At 40.0% G+C, this 19,152-nt stretch carries 15 protein-coding genes and 1 tRNA gene; all 16 read right to left on the bottom strand.

Annotated elements, in window-relative coordinates:
* Positions 1-10: 10 nt before the first annotated feature.
* The 16 genes from O3616_RS02775 to O3616_RS02700 all read right to left on the bottom strand — a co-directional run bounded on the left by O3616_RS02775 (position 11) and on the right by O3616_RS02700 (position 19,152).
* Positions 11-1,504 carry an N-6 DNA methylase gene (locus O3616_RS02775; RefSeq protein ID WP_371638026.1) on the bottom strand — a complete coding sequence of 498 codons (1,494 nt, stop codon included), beginning with the start codon at positions 1,502-1,504 and terminating at the stop codon, positions 11-13.
* Between the two features lie 145 nt (positions 1,505-1,649).
* The gene (locus tag O3616_RS02770; RefSeq protein WP_070482704.1) at positions 1,650-2,576 is read right to left on the bottom strand and encodes a bifunctional riboflavin kinase/FAD synthetase; all 927 of its coding nucleotides are present in this window, start codon (positions 2,574-2,576) and stop codon (positions 1,650-1,652) included.
* A 143-nt stretch (positions 2,577-2,719) separates the two neighbouring features.
* Positions 2,720-6,259, bottom strand: a complete 3,540-nt coding sequence (smc, locus tag O3616_RS02765; protein WP_371638025.1) for a chromosome segregation protein SMC — start codon at positions 6,257-6,259, stop codon at positions 2,720-2,722.
* Positions 6,250-6,948, bottom strand: a complete 699-nt coding sequence (gene rnc / locus O3616_RS02760; RefSeq protein WP_000661480.1) for a ribonuclease III — start codon at positions 6,946-6,948, stop codon at positions 6,250-6,252. The genes smc and rnc overlap by 10 nt, the downstream gene beginning before the upstream one ends.
* 183 nt (positions 6,949-7,131) lie before the next feature.
* A tRNA-Arg gene (locus O3616_RS02755) sits at positions 7,132-7,203 on the bottom strand.
* Positions 7,204-7,269: 66 nt separating this feature from the next.
* Positions 7,270-8,256 carry a GMP reductase gene (locus O3616_RS02750; RefSeq protein WP_265472028.1) on the bottom strand — a complete coding sequence of 329 codons (987 nt, stop codon included), beginning with the start codon at positions 8,254-8,256 and terminating at the stop codon, positions 7,270-7,272.
* Between the two features lie 171 nt (positions 8,257-8,427).
* Positions 8,428-9,744 carry an McrC family protein gene (locus O3616_RS02745; protein WP_371638116.1) on the bottom strand — a complete coding sequence of 439 codons (1,317 nt, stop codon included), beginning with the start codon at positions 9,742-9,744 and terminating at the stop codon, positions 8,428-8,430.
* Positions 9,731-11,668: an McrB family protein gene (locus O3616_RS02740; protein WP_371638024.1), complete on the bottom strand. Its 1,938-nt coding sequence runs from the start codon at positions 11,666-11,668 to the stop codon at positions 9,731-9,733. The genes O3616_RS02745 and O3616_RS02740 overlap by 14 nt, the downstream gene beginning before the upstream one ends.
* Before the next feature lie 162 nt (positions 11,669-11,830).
* Positions 11,831-12,610: an L-threonylcarbamoyladenylate synthase gene (locus O3616_RS02735; RefSeq protein WP_033681710.1), complete on the bottom strand. Its 780-nt coding sequence runs from the start codon at positions 12,608-12,610 to the stop codon at positions 11,831-11,833.
* Positions 12,611-12,637: 27 nt separating this feature from the next.
* On the bottom strand, positions 12,638-13,231 hold the full coding sequence (gene leuD, locus O3616_RS02730; RefSeq protein WP_371638023.1) for a 3-isopropylmalate dehydratase small subunit: 594 nt from the start codon (positions 13,229-13,231) through the stop codon (positions 12,638-12,640).
* A 9-nt stretch (positions 13,232-13,240) separates the two neighbouring features.
* Positions 13,241-14,623 (bottom strand): 3-isopropylmalate dehydratase large subunit, encoded by a 1,383-nt coding sequence (gene leuC / locus O3616_RS02725; RefSeq protein WP_371638022.1) that lies wholly within the window; start codon positions 14,621-14,623, stop codon positions 13,241-13,243.
* 3 nt (positions 14,624-14,626) lie between these two features.
* Positions 14,627-14,896: a DUF1294 domain-containing protein gene (locus O3616_RS02720; protein ID WP_371638020.1), complete on the bottom strand. Its 270-nt coding sequence runs from the start codon at positions 14,894-14,896 to the stop codon at positions 14,627-14,629.
* Positions 14,893-15,930: a 3-isopropylmalate dehydrogenase gene (gene leuB, locus O3616_RS02715; RefSeq protein ID WP_371638019.1), complete on the bottom strand. Its 1,038-nt coding sequence runs from the start codon at positions 15,928-15,930 to the stop codon at positions 14,893-14,895. The genes O3616_RS02720 and leuB overlap by 4 nt, the downstream gene beginning before the upstream one ends.
* A gap of 11 nt (positions 15,931-15,941) precedes the next feature.
* The gene (locus O3616_RS02710) at positions 15,942-17,504 is read right to left on the bottom strand and encodes a 2-isopropylmalate synthase (RefSeq protein WP_371638018.1); all 1,563 of its coding nucleotides are present in this window, start codon (positions 17,502-17,504) and stop codon (positions 15,942-15,944) included.
* Positions 17,505-17,819: 315 nt separating this feature from the next.
* A complete protein-coding gene (locus O3616_RS02705) occupies positions 17,820-18,476 on the bottom strand; it encodes an MmcQ/YjbR family DNA-binding protein (RefSeq protein WP_371638017.1) in 657 nt (218 codons plus the stop codon).
* 43 nt (positions 18,477-18,519) lie between these two features.
* A complete protein-coding gene (locus O3616_RS02700; protein WP_371638016.1) occupies positions 18,520-19,152 on the bottom strand; it encodes a copper homeostasis protein CutC in 633 nt (210 codons plus the stop codon).

The raw sequence follows: 19,152 nt of genomic DNA, 5'->3' as shown, positions 1-19,152 counted from the left end.
ATTCATCTCCCTACTTAAGTAATTCTTCTAACTCTGCTAAGCCAGCTTGAATTTCTTTTTCTAGATCATTGATTTTCTTTAAGATGACTTCTGTTGGTTCATACTCAACTTTTTCATACTCGATTTCTTTGTATTTATTGATCGATAAATCATAATCATTATCCTTTATCTCATCGACTGGAACAAAGAAAGACTGGTCTGTTCTCTTACGTTCTGCTTCGTTGTCAAGTTGATGGAAACGTTGAATAATATCTGGAATATCATTGTCGCTGATCGGTTGTCGTTTATCATCTAAACTCAGACCGTCTGCTTTCATATCGTAAAACCAAACCTTATCCGTCCCACCATTTCCAGTCTTAGTGAAGATTAGGATAGCAGTTGAAACCCCTGCATAAGGCTTGAAAACACCACTTGGCAATGAGATTACTGCATCTAACTTATGATTCTCAACAATTTCCTCACGAATTCCTTTATGGGCTTTAGAAGAACCAAAGAGTACACCGTCAGGTACAATAACCGCTGCACGTCCCCCTGGTTTCAAGGTACGCAAGAAAAGGGCAAGGAAAAGCAATTCTGTCTTTTTTGTTTTTACAGTAGCAAGGAGATCATTTGAAGTTGAATCGTAATCAAGTGACCCTTTAAATGGAGGATTTGCTAAAACCAAAGTGTATTTATCTGCTTCTTCATTATCTTGAGATAGTGAGTCAAGATAACTAATTTGTGGATTTTCCACTCCATGCAGCATCATGTTCATTGCACCAAGTCTAAGCATAGTTGTATCCGTATCATTTCCATGAAACATATTGTTATGAAAATGGTTGATATTATCTGGATTGGTTTCCCATTCATCTTTCTTACGCTTTAAGTAACGGCTAGCAGAGACTAAGAAACCAGCAGATCCCATAGCAGGATCTGAGATGATATCTTTGATAGTTGGTTGCATCAACTCAACCATCATATCGATGATGTGCCGAGGTGTACGAAATTGTCCATTTTTACCAGCGGTTGACAATTTTGATAGCAGATATTCATAGATATCGCCAATATCATTAATCCCCTGTGTGTCACTATCAAAGTTTATATCTGAACCTCTAGTTGGAAATTCATCTAATATAGAAATCACCTTTTGTAGCGTAGCAGGTTTATTTATTTGAAAGATAGCTTCACGCATATAACGTGAAAAAGCTGTATCGTCAGTATCTCCCTTAAGATTTTTAATAAATGGAAAAATCTCCTGAGTCATTAAACGATAGACTTCCTGAGCATCTCCAATGTTTTTAAAGGTCGACCAACGGTATTCAGGTTTGTATTTTGGAAAAATTCCCTCATAAGGAATCCCTAGAAACTCAGCATCGCTTTCGCGTCCAAGTTCAACACTATCCAAATCCTTCATAAACAGAAGATAAGTCAATTGTTCAATATTTGTTAGAGGATTTGCGTTACCTTCAGTCCAAAGCATTTCCCACAACTGATCAATTTTATTTTTTAATTCACCTGTAATCATATAATCTCTTTTCTTTATTTTTTAAAGTTATTAATATCCCTATTTTAACAGATTTCGAACAAACCTTCAATTAGGTTTATATCTATAAGAATTTTTTCCAAAAATAAAAAAGCAAACACAAAATATGGTTCACTTTTTAAACATCCTACTCTCCATCCTTCCAATTCCGAGCAATTTCTTCATCTTTCTGGAGTTGATCTACCAGTTCTTCAACGGAGTCAAATTTGACCATTTCTCGGACACGGTCTAGCCAGTAAACAATAACTGTTTCACCGTAAATATCATCTGAAAAATCAAAAATATTGACTTCAAAACGTGGCTCTTCTCCATCAAAAGTAACATTTTTCCCGACACTCGCCATTCCACGATATCTTTTACGTTGCACTTCGACATCGACTACGTAAACACCATCTGCTGGCATATAGGTTCGATCTCGTAAAACTAGGTTTGCTGTTGGGTAACCGATAGTCCGTCCACGAGCATTACCATGAACAACCATTCCACGTGATGGTAAAGGAGTACCGAGTAAATAATTAGCTTCCCTGACATCTCCATCAAGAATAGCTTGCCGAATACGAGTAGAACTAATCTTCCCCTTTTCATCCTCAACAGGTGGAACAATGATGATTTCTCCATCAAAATAATCCTTCAGGTCAGCCGCAGTTTTTTTATCAGAACCAAAGGTGTAATCAAATCCTGCTACGATAATAGCGGGTTTTAATGCCCTAACATAGGTATCAAAGAACTCTTGACCCGTTAAACTAGCAAATTTACTACTAAAGTCAAGTAAGAAAAGAGCCTCTACTCCATGCCATTTCATCTTATGTTCCCGTTCTTCATGGCTGACAATATGAAGCATTAATTCTGGCTTGTAAGGTTGCAAAGCAAGCTTAGGGGACTCTGTAAAGGTCATCACGACAACTGGTAGATAATCTTTCATCGAAGCCTTACTAGCTACTTCAAAAAGCTTTTGATGTCCCTTATGAATACCGTCAAAATAGCCTAATACAAGAACTGTTTTATCCGGTACTGCGATGTCTTTTTCATTTTTTATAGGTACTGTTGTAATCATGAAACTATTATATCATAGAGAAAGCCTTTTCGCTAAAAGGAAAGCCCAAATGTCGTTTTTTGCCCCTAAACTGACCTTAAAAAACTTTTCAAAATGTTAGTTTAAAAAAATAGCACCTCCTAAGAGATGCTATCGTTTAGCGCTTAGTTTACTGTTTCTTCCAAATCTTTTAACTTAACCGAAACAATTTTTGAGACACCTGATTCTTGCATGGTCACTCCATAGATAGAATCGGCTGCTGCCATGGTTCCCTTACGGTGGGTTACGACGATAAACTGGCTGTCCTTATCAAAGCGGTTAAGGTAATCCCCAAAACGTTTAACATTGGCTTCATCTAACGCAGCCTCTACCTCATCTAAGATAACAAACGGGATAGTCTTAACTCGAATGATAGAGAAAAGCAAAGCAAGAGCAGAAAGAGCTTTTTCACCACCACTCATGAGGTTAAGCGACTGGATTTTCTTGCCTGGTGGTTGGACAGAAATCTCAACCCCAGCTGTCAGCAGGTCTCCCTCAGTCAAAATCAAGTCTGCTTGACCTCCGCCAAACATCTGCTTGAAGGTCACTTTAAAGGATTCACGAATAGCCTCAAAGGTTGATTTAAAGCGTTCCTTAACCTCATCATTCATCTCTGTGATAGTCTCAAGAAGCAGATTTTTCGCAGACAGAATATCATCTCGCTGGCTATTTAGGAAATCCAGACGGCTGTAGACTTCTTCATACTGTTCAATAGCGTCTAAATTGACAGGACCCAGTGAGCGAATAGCTTTCTCCAAATCCTTAACCTCTTGCTCAGCTAGATTGAGATTTTCCAATTCATGTGCATTTTCTAGAGCTTCAGTATAGCTAATCTGGTACTGGTCTGTTAATTGACTTTGTAGATGGCGCAAACGCTCGCTGACCTTTTCTTTCTTGGCTTCAGCACGAGTTTGCTTGCGAATCCACTCTTCATTCTGCTGACGAGCCTGATCCAAATGACTGGCAATATCATCCAGCTGACCTTCTATATCATCCAACTCAAACTGCTTACGAATCAAACCTTGTTGGAGATTTGTTTTCTGAGTTTTGGCTTCATCAGCCTGTTGACTGAGCAAATCCGTATCAACTTTCTCAAGATTATCAACCTTTTCTTGAAGGAGGCGCTGGATTTCCTCTTGTTCGATATCTAAATTATCCAATTCCTTGCCTAAACGCTCAATATCAGCCACTTCATAACGTTTTTGTCCTTGCAGTTCTGTCTTAAGCAATCGAGCTTGCGCCACATCTTCCTGCAAGTTTTGATAGCGTTCTTGGATGGCATTTTTGTTAGACTTAATCTCTTCAATCTCAGCTTCCAGATTTTGCTTGTCACTGGCGATAGTAGTAAGGCGCTCTTGGCATTTTTCCTTATCCGCTTGCCAATCTCCCTCAGAAAGACGATTTAATTCCTCTTCTTGGAGTTTCCAAAGAGTTTCTAATTCTTCGACTTGTTGACAAGTCTGCTGATAAGCGAGGGACAAGCCTTGCTCCTGAATACGAGCCTGCTCTCCCTGAGATTTGATGGCTTCTAATCTTTCTGTCAATGAAACCAGTTCATCTTGCAAGGTCTTCAAACTCGCTTCATCTGAACGCAAGCTTGCTTCTTCTTTAGCAATTTCTTTTTGTAATTGCTCCAGTTCTGGCTTGATGAAAATGCTATTATTCTGACGATTAGCTCCACCTGCATAGGAACCACCTGTACGCAGCTCTGTCCCATCCAGTGTCACCATACGAACCTGATAACGAACCTGACGCGCTGCTGCACGCGCATGTTCCACGGTATCAAAAATAGCCGTCGTAGCTAGCAAGTTCTTGAAAATAGCTTCCAATCTAGTATCGAAAGTAACCAGCTCATCTGCCATACCCAGAAATCCTGGACTTGCAGCAATAGCATCTTGGTTCTGACTAGAAATCGTACGCGCCTTGATCGTTGTCAAAGGAAGGAATGTTGCACGACCAGCTCTGTTTCGTTTGAGGAAATCAATCGCCTTGGTTGCCGCCTGTTCATCTTCTACGATGATATGCTGACTGCTGGCTCCTAGCGCAATCTCTAAAGCAGTTTGATAATGCACATCAAAGGTCAGGTGCTCACTGACTGCACCAATAATCCCACCAAGGCGGTCTTTTTCTTGGAGAACACTCTTAACACCTGCATAAAAGTTACTATGATTTCTCAGGATATTTTCCAAACTTTGGGCTCTAGCCTGCTTGTTTTTGAGACTATCCAGACGGTCAAAGAGTTGACTTTGTTGAGCTTGATAGGAAGTTTTCTGTTCCTCTTGCTCCTTGGAACAGATTTGGTAATCTGACAATAATTTCTGAACTTGCTCCTTGGCAGTTTCAAGCTCTTCTTTTTGATGACTAGCCTTCTCTTTAGCTGTAGCTAACTGTTCTTTCAACTTTTCTAGTTGATCTGCTTGTTTTTGAGAAAGCTGACGACTATTTTCCAATTCATTCTCAATACGGGTCAGATGGTTTGAGACATCCGCTTCTTCTTGTAAAAGAGATACAAAGCGTTCACGTAAGAGCTCAATCATCTGATCAGGATCATCTGAAAAAGCCAGCAATTCAGCTTCTAAACGATTGAGTTTTTGATTATTTTGGACTAGATTTTCCTCTAAAAGTGCTAAAGAGCTTTCTTTATAAGATTTTTCTTTGCTGAGTGAATTTCTCTTATCATCCAAAGCAGTCAAACGAGCTTGTGCTTCCTGTTGATTCAGGGCTACTTGCTCAGATTCTAGTTTCGATAAGGCTAATTTTCTCTCTAAATCACTAATTAGACTGGTCAAGTCCATCAAACTTCCTTGATCTTTGGCCATTTCAGCCTGCAAATCTTGGCGTTGCTTTTTAAGAGTTTGATTTTCCTCTTCTAATTTTTCACGCTTTTGGTAATAACTAGTCAATAGTTCCTGAACCTGAGCCAACTCTTCTTCTGTCGAGTCTAGTTCAGCCTTATTTTCCTTGATTTGAGCAACCAAAACATCTAAGTAAATGGCCTTACGTTGACCTTCCAAGTCTAGAAACTTACGGGCATTCTCAGCTTGTTTCTCAAGAGGCTTAATTTGATTATCCAACTCGTAGATAATGTCCTCTAAGCGGTCTAGATTATCCTGAGTTTGTTGTAGTTTACTCTCAGTTTCTTTTCGACGAGTCTTGTATTTTAAAACTCCTGCAGCTTCTTCGAAAATAGCTCGGCGTTCTTCAGGCTTGGAGTTAAAAATCTCCTCAACCTTCCCTTGGGAAATGATGGAGAAGGAATCTCGTCCCAAACCTGTATCTAAGAAAAGATCATGAATATCACGAAGACGAACTTTCTTGCCGTCAATCTTGTATTCGCTATCACCACTACGATAGATATGGCGTTCTACCCTGATTTCTTGACCTGCATCCTTGATAAATCCGTCATGATTATCCAAAGTCACAACTACAGAAGCATAATTGAGCGGTTTGCGACTTTCTGTTCCAGCAAAGATGACATCCGGCATCTTGCCGCCACGAAGACTCTTAACACTGGACTCCCCCAAGGCCCAACGCAGACTTTCTGTAATATTCGACTTTCCAGATCCATTGGGACCAACAACTGCCGTCACTCCTTGGTCAAAAACGACCTTAGTCTTGTCAGCAAAAGACTTGAATCCCTGAATTTCGATTTCCTTTAAATACATGAATCCAGCCCTTTCTCAACGGCATTTTTGGCAGCTTCCTGCTCTGCTAGTTTCTTAGAACGACCTTGACCTTGACCAATGCTCTTACCTTCGACAAGAACTTCTACATCAAAGACCTTATCGTGGGCAGGACCCGTTTCAGAAATCACCTGATAACGAATAGCCACATCCCCATTAACCTGAAGCAACTCTTGGAGATGGGTTTTGTAGTCTGTAATCATCTCAAATTCGCCTGCTTCAACCTTAGGAATCATGACTTGATAGATAAATTCCTTGACCTTGGCCACATCCTTGTCCAAAAGGAGGGCACCAAGAAAGGCTTCAAAGGCATCACCAAGAATGGTATCACGATTGCGACCACCAGATTTTTCTTCCCCCTTACCCAGCTTGATAAACTGGTCAAACTGGCAATCACGCGCAAAACCAGCCAAACTCTCCTCGCGGACAATCATGGCACGGAGTTTAGACAAATCACCCTCAGGTTTTTTAGGATATTTTTTATACAGATATTCTGAAATCAATAACTGTAGAACAGCGTCTCCTAAAAATTCCAAGCGCTCATTGTGTGAAATTTTTAAGAGGCGGTGCTCATTGGCATAACTCGTATGAGTAAAGGCAGTTTCCAGTAACTTTTTGTCTGCAAATTCGATTGCAAAATGGTTCTTTAGTACAGTTTGTAATTCTTTCATACCAACCTCTTTCTAACTGATAACAGTCCTTTTTATTATATCAAAAAAAGTCCCCTGAGTCACTTTAAAACGGGACTGGAGAGCATTTGGGCATTCTTTAAAAAGAGATTTTCAGTTTTAAGGGCCAATTTAGGGCTGTGTAAAGAAAAAAGCCCTATTAAAGGCTTTTTTAGGATGTTTACATCCACCCTGAGGGAATCGAACCCCCATCTCAAGAACCGGAATCTTACGTGATATCCATTACACTAAGGGTGGAAACTTGTTTTATTATAACAGAAATTTGCTCTAATAACAAGTTTTTTTCTGGCCATATAGCCCGTCTTAGTGGGAAGCATCCCCATTCCAGATTGAGTTTTTCACGATAACATAATCAACGTGTTTAAGGTCAGCAACCTGACGTCCACCTGCATAAGAAATAGCACTTTGAAGGTCTTGTTCCATCTCAGTTAAAGTGTCTTGCAGATGACCTTTAGCTGGAAGCAAGATACGTTTGCCTTCCACGTTTTTATAAGCTCCTTTTTGATATTGTGAGGCTGAACCATAATATTCTTTGAATTGTTCACCATCGATTTCAATCGTTTTCCCTGGACTTTCAATATGTCCTGCAAAGAGGGAACCAATCATGACCATGCTGGCACCGAAGCGGATAGACTTGGCAATATCACCGTGAGTACGAATTCCTCCATCAGCGATAATCGGTTTTCGGGCAGCCTTGGCACACCAGCGTAGAGCAGCCAACTGCCAACCACCTGTACCAAAACCAGTCTTAACCTTGGTGATACAAACCTTACCAGGACCAATTCCGACCTTAGTAGCATCCGCACCAGCATTTTCCAATTCACGCACAGCTTCTGGTGTTCCCACATTTCCAGCAATAACAAAAGTATCTGGCAATTCTTTTTTGATGTGTTGAATCATAGAAATCACGCTATCTGCATGACCATGAGCAATGTCAATCGTGATGTACTCAGGAGCATCAGCCTTGAGCTGGCTAACGAAATCATACTCGTAGTCCTTAACACCAACAGATATAGAAGCAATGAGCCCTTGCTCATGCATGCGCTTAATAAAAGGAATTCGTCCTGCCTCATCAAAACGGTGCATAATGTAGAAGTAACCACCTTTAGCCAGTTGCTCTGCTACATTTTCATCCAAAATCGTCTGCATGTTAGCTGGTACAACAGGTAGTTTAAAGGTGTGATTTCCTAGAGTGACACTTGTATCTGCTTCTGCACGGCTTTTAATCACACATTTATTTGGAATCAATTGAATATCTTCGTAATCAAAAATTGGAAATTCATTTAACATATCGATGTCTCGTTTCTTTTGTAATGACCTACCTATGCTCTCGCATCACTACGCCTTTTCCGACGTTTCCTTAATTCATTATAAACTAAAGTACAGTTTTTGTCAAATAATTTCATAAATTAAAATATATTGTTCGGTTTTTATTGTAAAAATAATAAAAAAGAGGAGAGATTATTTTCTCCCCACTTCTTTAGTAATATTACGTTTAAATATTTCTTCGGAGTTTTCCAGCATTTCACAAAATTCACTATAAGATGAAGACTTCTGAGGAATTTGGATAGACCATTTCTTCAACAAAGCTCCATAACCTGCTAGCTTTCCTATCTCATTATCAACAACCTTGTCCTTGCTCGGAAAAACAAGACCAGCCTTCTCAGCTTTTAAAATATAAGAATAGGAAATCAGCTGGAATAAGTCCTCACGGTTGATTCCTTTTTCAGTCAATTCCAGTTTTTTATACTTAGCATCTAATACTATTTTAAGCTCTTCTTGATAAAAATCTGGATATACTTTTCTTTCTTGACTAGAAAATACTGAAATTCCGTCCGTCTTATCTTTATTCCGTGGATGGATAAAATCTTTTGGCAACAAAGTATGAACATACTCTTCCCAAAGCCAGGCAACATCAAAAAGAATACCATGAATTTTTTGATCTTGATACCCTAAACCGTGCTTTTCTTGGTTTAGGATCATCAGACAAAGTTCTTGTAATTTTCTGTACTCGTGAAAGTATGCATGACGTAGAGGTTTAGATTGATTTACCCGAATAATCTTAGCACGATCAGCTAGTTTATAAGAGGGCGTTACACGCACGATTTCAGCTACGTTTTCACGACTAGTTGAGAGATTATCTAGTACCCCTTGACCAATGCTTTTCTGGTTCTTAATGTATTCAATAGTGTGACGGACCAACTGCATGAGGGGATTATCATAGGTGAACTCTCTCGTTGTATAGGCAATATTTCCCGTGAAAGGAAGATTTTTCTTGAGATGGTTTCTTACATCAATCACTCCCTTAACATGACTGTCGTTATGAGAAAATTTCTGGTATTCCTTATAAAGACCTTTTCGAATAGCAGCTTGTAGATACTTGGGGAAGAGATACATCAAAAGTTGATAAAGCCTCTCTTCACGAGACAAAGCAACATCTAAACTAGTGAGATTGATATGAAGAACCTTGTGTAAGAGATAATACAAAAAATGGTCATTACTCCCATCAGAAAAGCGAGAGGAAATCGTTAATCTTTCCTGACCATAGCCCAGAAAACCAATTACATTTCCTGTCTTAATTTCCTGATTGACCGTTTCAAAGATTTTTTGGTCCTTTTCTAAGTCAGAAGAATTCCTCAAATCGTTTGGAAAAATGAAAACACGTTCATCTTGGGATAGACTTTCCAAGGTTCTGTCTAAAAGAAGATTGCTTAGTTTAGGATATTCTTCAACAAATTCTTCTTTAACAATCTTGTGTTGATTATCAGTGATCCGCATCATCGTTTTCATCGCCTTCATTGTCATCAGCTACTGTCTGATTTTTTTGCTCATTCTTTGTCAGATCGAATGCTTTTTTCAATGTTTCTAGAGTTTCAGCTTCATCATAAGAACCACGTACATAATCTTCCAAAAGTGGTTTGAGATAATCAGACCAGAGTAATTCATAGTCAAAATCTATATACTGCAACTCACAGAAATAACTTGGTCCGATATGGTAATGACTGTTTAATTCTTGAACGTTTTCAATAGCAGCATTCAAGTTTCTTAGTCTAGTTTTAGCTTCTTCAGCACACTCACCTAGTTCTTTATCTAGAATATAAAGTTGACTTTCAGCCGTAACTTCAACAAATCGGAAACGACGACGCATAGCAAAATCAAAAGTATCAACAGATCTATCTATATCATTCATAGTTCCGATAATATAGACATTTTCAGGGATATAAAATTTCTCATCAGTTTCATGTAAATTAGCATATTGGGTAGATACACTTCCCTTTTCACCACGATAGCCTTTATCAATTGAGAAAAAGAGTTCTCCAAAAATCTTTGAAATCTCCCCACGGTTGATTTCATCAATGATGAAGACGAATTTCTTGTCTGTGTCAATTTCTGTTGGGGAAACATAGTCTTTCAAACCAAATCTCTTTCTCAATGTTTCTAGGACAGTTTTTCCACCACTTTTGTAGTATTCTTGCTTATTATAATTTTTATCTTTATACAACTCGTAAACATATTTGCGAGGTAGTGACCATCCTGGAACACCACTATCATAATTTACTGACAAATTTTGTCTACTATTAACAGATAAGTAAGATGTTTTTGTTATATATTCTTTTTCTTCGGCAACATTTATATATTCTAAGTAAGAATCCCAGGCCTCATCAAAATTATCTTGTCCTCCAATCAATTGGGCTTCTTTTGCTTTCTGACAAAAATCTTTAAAAATACCATCTTGTAATTTAAATTCAATAGCTCCATCCCCATTTGATACCGGTCTCAACCCCTCTACAAAATCCGTATAATCATAGGAAGGGTGAAATTGTACAAAGTCGATTTGATCTTCATTACCACCAGTTAGCTCTACCGCAATTTCTTTAGCAAGATAAGTTTTTCCTGTGCCAGGAGCACCACGGAGGATGAGGTTTTTGGATTGTAATAGAGATTGAGTTAATTGATGACGAAAATTGTTTGATGAATCCATTGTACTATTTTCTTCCTTATTTTCCATAAAGAGCTTAGAATACTCAAAAAGCATAGTTCCTAATTTCGATGGCTCCAACTCAGGATAAGTTTTGGACAACAGTTCAATTATTTTATGATTTTGCAGATAAGGTCCACCTTGAGTTGTTTGAGAAACAAAATGGCTCCAAAATTCTTTTTGACTATTAATATTTACACCAAAGAAAGGATATCCCTCAGAATAGATACAAAGTAATTTTGTCACCATAGCAGAACGACCAACAAATTCATTTGTTGATCTTTTCATATCAAAAATAGGATTTTCAAAATTAAAACGAATACCTTCTTTGATAATTTCATACAAATCTGATTTTAATTTTGAAAATCGCTGATCCAACTCTGAAAGCGGAATGACTTTATTACCTTGATCTTTATAACTCTTTGTTTTTTCATTCCAATAAATCCCGAATTTTGAAGCTGAGCCACCAGAAATTCCAAGAAATAGATTTTTGTATTTTCCCTTCTCAAGAGCGTAGCACAAAGACTTATTTTGCTGTCCCTTTCCTATTACATATTCATCGATTGACATTGTTAAAATCCTATTCAAAGGCCATTCCTGGTGAAACTCTTCTTTTAATTTATCATTAAACTTTTCACCAGCAGTTGCCTTATTTAATAACTCTTCTTTATTTAGACTATACCATTTACAAAAATCTTCTAAACTAACTTTTCTTTTATTCATCAATCTAACCCCTTTTACTAATGATGTTTAAATATCAGCATTACTTATTAACATATATTTTATAAATAGAATACCATATCCTATAGAAAAAGAAAAGAATTTCTAAAGAAAAAGCCTAGTGTAGAGAGCTTTATTACCTCATAACACTAGACTCTTTTTATCTTAATAATACTCGCCTTGGCGGTAGTCCCATGAGTTAAAGATATCTGACAGGTGCATCATAATCTTATCAATGTCAAGCCCTTTGCGGATTACAACTGGAGCTGGTGAAGTTGAGCGTGCTCCTCCTTGTTCTGGGATGAGTTTACCATCTTTATCGACCATAGACACCATCACACCTTGCTCGTAGCGTGTTTCAATCGTTTTGTCAGGCTGGATAGATGCCACATAGTCATCCGCCTCGATAACAAGGTCAACTGCACCTTCGATGCGTTCTCCGATACCTTCTACCTTACCACGGTTTCCTTTTCCAGATGGGTTAGCTGATGACGCATAAACCATCTTGCCTTCTTCCCAAAGTTTGGCAGCTAATTGTTCACCAGCTTTCCCAAATTTGATAACGAAACAGCTAGTACCACGCACGTCCGTCATCAGTTCTTCACGGCCATCACCGTATGCTTTGAGTTTTTCAAAGGCTTCTGGTTTCCAAGGAAGGATACAACCAAGAAGAATGTCTTCGTCCCAATGTTTTTGGTAAAAGGCTTCAATTTCTGGGTTGAGTTGTGCTAAAGCGCGAAGCTCATCCATGCTACCGCAGAGAACAACACCTGGTTTGTTACGGTTACGTTCTTTGGCTTCAAACTTACGTTCAAGACCAGCCTTGTCACTAGTCATGATAATATAACCAACTTTTGTAGGGCAAACGATACATCCGCCCTCCCCTTTTAAAATATCATAACCTTCTTGTGAAAGTGTTCCGTTCCATTGAATGTGTTTTGTCATAGTTCTATTTCCTTTTCTAATTTTCTTCTAATCCTGCCAATAGGCTGGTCGTTGTTTTTCATAAGCAGCAATCAAATCTTCATACTGCAAGGTAATACCGATATCATCCAAACCATTTAAGAGTTTGTGTTTCCATTCGCTATCAATTTCAAAAGTGAATTCTCCAACTGGTGAGATGATTTTTTGTTGTTCCAAGTCCACAGTTACCTGGTCAGTCGGTTGTAGCTGGGCTAGTTTCTCTCTAACCTCTCTAGGCTGTACAATAGGCAACATGCCATTATTGAGTTCATTATTGTAATGAATGTCACCGAAAGATCCTGCAATCACAACCTTAAAACCATAGTCTGCTAAGGCCCAAGCTGCGTGTTCCCTCGAAGAACCTGCCCCAAAGTTATCCCCTGAGATGAGGATAGTTGCTTTACGGTATTCAGATCTGTTAAAGACAAAGTCTGGATCCTCAGTATACTTGTCGTCCAAATATCGCCAAGCATACATGAGGTACTTACCAAAGCCTTTCTTATCAATTAACTTGAGAAACTGCTTGGGGAGGATTTGGTCAGTGTCGATGTTATCATTCATGAGAGGAACGGTCGTTCCCGTATATACTGTAAATTTCTCCATATCCTCTCCTTACTGGGCTTCTGGCATTTGCCGAACATCTACGAAACGCCCTGCAATAGCTGCCGCAGCTGCCATAGCTGGACTACAGAGATGAGTCTTAGCGCCAAATCCTTGTCTATCTTCAAAGTTTCGATTGCTGGTTGAGGCACAGTGAACACCATCAGGAACCTTGTCTGGATTCATCCCTAGGCACATAGAACAACCTGGATCTCTCCACTCAAAGCCAGCATCTAGAAAGACCTTGTCCAAGCCCAACTTCTCAGCAGCTCGTTTCACAGGACGAGAGCCTGGGACTACGATAGCCGTTAAGTTGGGTGCTATTTTCTTTCCTTTGACAAATCGCGCAGCCAGTTGCAAATCGCTGAGACGAGCATTGGTACATGAGCCAATAAAGATATAGCCTAGTTCAATATCCGCTGGCTTTTGACCAGGCTCCAAGTCCATGTAATTGTAGGCTCTCTCATCATTCATATCCTTAATTTCTGGGAATCTACTGTCAAAGTCAACCCCCATAGCGGGATTGGTTCCCCATGTTACCATAGGAGCTAAGTCTGAGACATCCATCTTTATAACCTTATCGTAAACAGCATCATCATCACTGACAATTGTTTTCCAATCCGCCACAGCCTCTTCAAAAGCTTCTGGAATGCATTCCCGTCCCTTGAGATAGTCATAGGTGGTTTGATCCGGATTCATGATTCCCATCTTGGATCCAAACTCGATGGACATATTGCAGATGGTCATTCGCTCTTCCATGCTCAGTGCATCAATAGCCTGTCCTCTATATTCCACCACGTAGCCTACACCGCAAGCAACGCCGTACTTGGCAATCAAGGCTAAAATGAAGTCCTTGGAATAAACTCCTTTTTGAGGAACTCCAGTGAATTCTACCAGCATTTTCTTGGGTTTGACCTGCCAGAGGGTCTGGGTAGCAAAAACATGCTCAACTTCACTGGTCCCAATTCCAAAGGCGATAGCTCCGAAAGCCCCGTGGGTTGCCGTATGACTGTCTCCACAAACGATGAATTTTCCTGGTTGGGTCCGTCCTGTTTCTGGACCAACCATATGAACGATTCCCTGCTTTTCAGAACCGTGGGCCGCATGCTCAATTCCAAACTCTTCAACATTCTCAGCTAGCTTATCAATTTGCGCTTTAGAAATCACATCTCGAATATCATAGATATTGACCGTTGGTACATTGTGGTCAAAGGTACCAAATGTCAAGTCTGGCCGTCTCAATCTGCGACCTGCATCTCGCAATCCTTGAAAAGCCTGAGGGCTGGTCACTTCGTGGATATAGTGCTGATCCACATACATGAGTTGGGGCTGCCCCTCTTCTCCTGTGATGACATGGCGGTCCCATAATTTATCAAAAATCGATTTTCCTGCCATCCATTACCTCCAAATAAAATATAAGGCTACTAGTGTGGTCATCATCCCAAGAAACCAAACTGTTTTAAAATACCATTTTCTAGTCTTGTGGTGAAAAGTAATTCCTGCTAACCAAGCTCCAAAACCACCACATGTAAAGGCTAAAATAAGTAAGATTTTTTCTGGGATTCGCCAAGCTCTTCTCCTTGCCTTGGATTTGTCAATGCCATAAATCAAGAAAACCATGACATTCCAAATCAAAAGGACTAGAGTAATTTTTTCGTCTAACTTCATAACCTTGCAATAATAGCTTCCGTCATTTCCTTGGTCGAAGCCTGTCCACCTATATCTCTTGTTAAAACACCAGCTGCCAGACTTGCCTCAACAGCACGCTCGACACGCTCTGCATCCTCATAACGTCCGAAACTATCTCTCAACATCATGGCCACTGATAAAATCATGGAAATAGGATTGGCAATTCCTTGACCTGCAATATCGGGTGCCGAACCGTGAATGGGCTCATAGAGACTTGGTCCATTTTCAGAATGACTGGCTGATGGCATAACTCCAAGTGTGCCAGATAGAACGCTTGATTCATCAGATAAGATATCTCCGAAAAGATTCTCCGTCACGATGACATCAAACTTAGCAGGATTGGTAATCATAAGCATGGCAGCTGAGTCCACCAGCTGGTGCTCCAAGCTTACATCTGGGAAATCCTGCGCGACTTCCTCAGCTACTTTCCTCCAGAGTTTTGATGTTGCCAACACATTTTGCTTATCGATGCTAGTAACAATTTTTCTCCGATTTATTGCGATTTCAAATGCCTTGCGAATAATCCGCTCCACTTCCTCGTAGCTATAGTCGTTGATATCACGCGCTTTTTGCTCTTCGAGAATATGATCTCCGAAGTAGATCCCGCCTGTCAACTCACGCACCACGACAAAGTCCACACCAGCAATTCGTTCTGGTTTGAGAGGTGACAAATGCTTAAGACTATCAAAGATTTTTACAGGGCGAATATTAGCATAGAGATTGAGTTCCTTACGGAGAGCCAGCAAGCCTTGTTCAGGCCTAATCGCTGCTCCATCATACTGAGGACTTCCGATAGCCGCTAGTAGAATGGCATCTGCTTCACGACATACCTTGAGGGTTTCATCAGGTAAAGGATGCCCTGCAGCATCGATACCTGCACCTCCAAAAGGTCGTCTATCAATCTCATAATCAAAACCTGTTTTTTCAGCTAGAGCTTTCAGAACCTCTAAACTAGCCTCCATGATTTCCGGGCCGATTCCGTCCCCTGCTAGAGCTACTATTTTCTTTGTCATAGCATTCTCCTTTACACACTAGGCATATCGCGATAGGAAACGCTACGTCCCATCTCACCAGCATTCTCTTTTTGAACAAAGGTATTGGCATTGATATAGGCAATAGCCGAAGCCTTCAACACATCGAAATCAAGACCTGCTGCATTAAAGATGGTCTCTGTATCTCTGTTTTCAACAGTCACCAAAACCCGAGCCTGGGCATCAATCCCATCTGTCACCGCATCAATGGTATAGGATACCAAGCGAACAGATTGATTGAAGAACTTATCAATAGCGTTAAAGATAGCCTCAACAGAGCCTTGTCCTGTCGCATTAAATTCGACTTTCTCACCATCCATATTAGCCAGGCTAACAAGCGCTTCAATGTCATTATCTGCATGAGTTTGAAGTTGTAAATCATCAAAGTGGAATCCTTCTGGGTTTTCAACCATGGTTCCAGCTACCAGAGCACGGATATCTGCATCTGTGATTTCTTGTTTCTTGTCGGCCAGTGCCTTGAACTTGGCGAAGAGTGGTTTGATGTCCTCTTCTGTAAAGTCTAGGGCCAATTCTCTTAGTTTCTCGACAAAGGCATGGCGACCAGACAATTTTCCAAGTGGGAGACTGTTACTCTTGACACCGACCAATTCAGGGGTGATGATTTCATAGGTAAGAGGATTTTTAAGGACTCCATCTTGGTGAATACCAGATTCGTGAGAGAAGGCATTACCTCCAACTACGGCCTTGTTTTTAGGAACTGGAATTCCTGAGAAGCGAGAAACCATTTCTGACGTATTGATGGTCTCATTTAGGACAATACTGGTTTCTGCTTGATAGTAATCTTGGCGAATATTGAGAGCAACTGCTATTTCTTCCAAAGCAGCATTTCCAGCTCGCTCACCAATACCGTTGATAGTTCCTTCGACACGTCCTGCTCCGTTCTTGACAGCAGCAAGGCTATTAGCTACTGCCATTCCGAGGTCATCATGACAGTGTGGTGAATAGATAATCCGACGATCCGTCTTGACATTCTCAATCAAGTGTTTGAAGATAGCCCCATATTCCTCTGGTGTAGTAAATCCTACCGTATCAGGAATATTGATATAAGTCGCACCTGCATCTACCGCTGTTTGAACGACTTGCAAGAGGAAATCCAACTCTGTTCTAGTCGCATCCTCTGGAGAGAATTCAACCACTTCAAACTTAGAACGGGCATAAGAAACATGCTCACTGATTGCTTCCAAAATCTCTTCCTTACTCTTATTGAGCTTATACTTGCGGTGAATGGGACTGGTAGCAATAAAGACGTGAACTTGTGGATACTTGGCATCCTTGAGAGCCTCGTAACAAGCATCAATATCAGACTTGACAGAGCGTGCCAGACCAGTTACCGCTGTTTTCTTCAAGACTTTGGCGATTTCCTGCACTGCTGTAAATGAATCAGGACTCGCCGCTGGAAAACCAGCTTCTATGGCTGAAATGCCCCATTTCTCCAGCTGTCTTGCTATGGCAATTTTTTCCTTGATTGAAAAATTAACACCAGGTGTCTGTTCTCCATCCCGAAGGCTGGTATCTAGAAATTCAACTGTTCTCATAAAGATTTCCCCTTTTTCCAAATATGGTTTTAAAAAAACATCTCGCTTAGAGGTCCAAGCGAGATGTTGATTTACTCCCGCTTGGTAAGCCAAACAGGACTAATACTTTTTGCACTAGCCCGAGTACCTCAACAACAAAGCGAATTGATTAAACTTAGCTGTTTTCATGTTTGACTTTCTCCTTCGTTTGATATCTTGTTTAGTATTTTAGCATAGGCAAAAGTACTTGTCAAGAAAAAATCCAATATTTTCTGAAAATTTCTTCAGTAGAGAATATTTTGCTAATTGAAAGTCGTTGAAAAATATTGAAATGTTTCATTTTTTAGTGGTTAAGTTCCAACTTTTTTCTATCAATTCTAGCACTTCTTCATCTGATAAAGCATCATCAAGCGCCACACTAATCCAGTAGCGTTTGTTCATATGAAAAGCTGGATAAATACCTTTATTTAAAAGTAAATCAGCTACTTGGTCATGTTTGAGGTTGACTGCTTCCACCTGTCCTTCTCTGCCCTTTTCCAACTTATCCCAAGAGATTTTCATCAAGACGGCATACCACTTTTTATTGCCTTCGTGTCTTAACACTGCTGTATCAGGTGATTTTTCCCACAGATACTCCAGCTGATTACCATACTTTTCTTGAACTTGAGTCATGATTCGTTTAGTCTGAGGACAGATAAAATCTTGCACATCAAAACAAGCCTTCCGAATCTGGTAAAGAATCTCCAAACAAGCCTCACGGACACTTCCTACAAAACTTCCCCTCATGCTTTCCATATGGACTTGAGGATAGAGGTCACCAGTCTCCTGATCAAATACCTGAAAACTCACATTATCAGTAGTGATGGACACAGTCATGACAAAGTCACCCTGCAAAATCTGGCAACTATAAGTCCAGACTTCCCCATTTTTTACAAAACCATAGGCATGAGCTTTTTCTTTATTAAACTGGTAAGATTTAAAAATTTCAAACATAAGTGAAAACTGCTACCCAAGGCTAGCAGTTCCTTTCTATTTTTTAAAAGACAACCTTAGTACCATGTAGTTGTGTCACTCCCAGTTGGTCGATAAAGATTTGACGGTTGTCATGGTCAATCCCCCCACCTGGTAGAATTTCAATTTTACCTTTAGCGTGTTCCAAAATTCTGTGATAGTGAGCAAAACGTTTCTCTAGTGAATCTCCAGACACACCAGCACGAGTTAGGATACGAGTAACTCCAGCTTGACTAAGCCAGTCAATAGCTTCCAGTTGATCATCATCACTCAATTCATCAAAGGCCATGTGGAAGACAATTTCCATTCCTTTTGATGCAGTAATCAACTTTTCAAGATTAGGTTTATCCAACTTCTTATCAGCAGTTAAAGCCCCAAATACAACCCCTTGACTTCCAGACTGAGCAGTCAAACGAATATCTTCTAGCATAATAGCAATTTCTAGTTCATTATAGACAAAGTCGCCACCACGTGGACGAATCATGGTCATGATGGTTGTATCGTAGTCAGCTGCCAGTTCAACCGCTGCCTTGGTCACTCCATAGCTTGGTGTTGTTCCTCCCACTGCTAGATTATCACAGAGTTCGATTCGACGAGCTCCAGTCTGCATCGCTTTTTCAAGCAAGGTCACATTTTCAGCACAAAATTCGTAAATCAT

Origin of the sequence: Streptococcus sp. 27098_8_86, assembly GCF_041432595.1 — a bacterium.
In the GTDB taxonomy this organism is placed as follows: domain Bacteria; phylum Bacillota; class Bacilli; order Lactobacillales; family Streptococcaceae; genus Streptococcus; species Streptococcus pneumoniae_F.
The sequence above is the reverse complement of the archived record's forward strand: the minus strand, read 5'-3'. Positions and strand labels throughout refer to the sequence as shown.